This window comes from Methylobacterium sp. WL103 (genome assembly GCF_008039885.1).
In the GTDB taxonomy this organism is placed as follows: domain Bacteria; phylum Pseudomonadota; class Alphaproteobacteria; order Rhizobiales; family Beijerinckiaceae; genus Methylobacterium; species Methylobacterium cerastii.
Window position 1 is genome coordinate 1 of the sequence record NZ_VRUX01000962.1, and the last position, 1082, is coordinate 1082.

Genomic DNA, 1082 nt, shown 5'->3' on the forward strand with positions numbered 1-1082 from the left:
CCCCGGCCCCCATCCCGAACCGTCGCCCGAACCGTCTCCCGCGAGGACCGAACCCTTGGACCGACCTTTGCTCACGCGCCGCTCCCTCGTCATCGCCGGAGCCGGCGGCATGGCTGCGGCCTCAACCGGCGCCCTCGCGCAGACGTCCCCGCCCGCGCCGCAGAAGCCCGGCGCGCTCACCGTCGCGCCGACCTCGCAGGCGGGCCTCGGACCCCGCCTGACGATGCATGCGATCGACAACTTCCACGGCACGCCCGGCGCCGGCATGGTCTGCGACCTGTCGATCCGCGACGGCGACGGCTACCGCCCGCTCAAGACCGTGACGACCTCGCCGACCGGACGGCCTGCGGACCCGCTGCTGGTGGACGACGCGCTCAAGGCCGGCCGTTACGAGCTGCTGCTGCATGTCGAGGCCTACTTCCAGGCGCTCGGCGTCAAGCTGCCGAGCCCGAACTTCCTCGGCCTGGTGCCGGTGCGCTTCGTCGTCCGCGACGTCACCCAGCGCTACCACCTGCCGATCCTGTTCTCGCCCTGGGGCTACTCGTACTACCGCGGAAGTTGAGGGCGCCCCGCCGTCTCCGACCCATCATCAGGAAAGTCGAAAACCATGGCCGGGATCAGCACGCACGTCCTCGATGCGCAGCGCGGGCGCCCCGCGGCAGGCGTCAGGATCGACCTCTCGATCAGGGAGGGCGACGGGTGGCGCTTCGTGAAGTCGATGACCACCAACGCCGACGGGCGCACCGACGGCCCGGTGGTCGCCGCCGCCGACGCGAAGGTCGGCGAGTACCAGCTCGAGTTCCACATCGACGACTACTTCAAGACGCTGCCCGACGCCGCCGAGCCGTTCGTCGACGACGCCGTCGTGCGGTTCGCGATCTTCGACGTGAAGCAGCACTACCACGTGCCGATGCTGTGCACGCCGGGCAGCTGCACCACCTATCGCGGCAGCTGAGGCCCGCGTGGACCCGATGCCGGACATCGCAGCCGTCGACGCCCTCGATCGCGACGGCTTCGTGGCGCTCCTCGCCGCCACGTTCGAGCACGCGCCCTGGGTGGCCGAGCGCGCCTACGCGGCCCGG

Annotated in this window: 2 protein-coding genes; both read left to right on the plus strand. The window is 71.3% G+C overall.

Going from position 1 to position 1082, the window contains the following annotated elements; all coding sequences use genetic code 11:
- Positions 1-55: 55 nt before the first annotated feature.
- Positions 56-562 carry a hydroxyisourate hydrolase gene (gene uraH / locus FV222_RS27040; protein WP_246685701.1) on the plus strand — a complete coding sequence of 169 codons (507 nt, stop codon included), beginning with the start codon at positions 56-58 and terminating at the stop codon, positions 560-562.
- Between the two features lie 45 nt (positions 563-607).
- Complete coding sequence (gene uraH / locus FV222_RS27045; RefSeq protein ID WP_147754550.1) at positions 608-955, plus strand: hydroxyisourate hydrolase; 348 nt, start codon at positions 608-610, stop codon at positions 953-955.
- Positions 956-1082 lie beyond the last annotated feature (127 nt).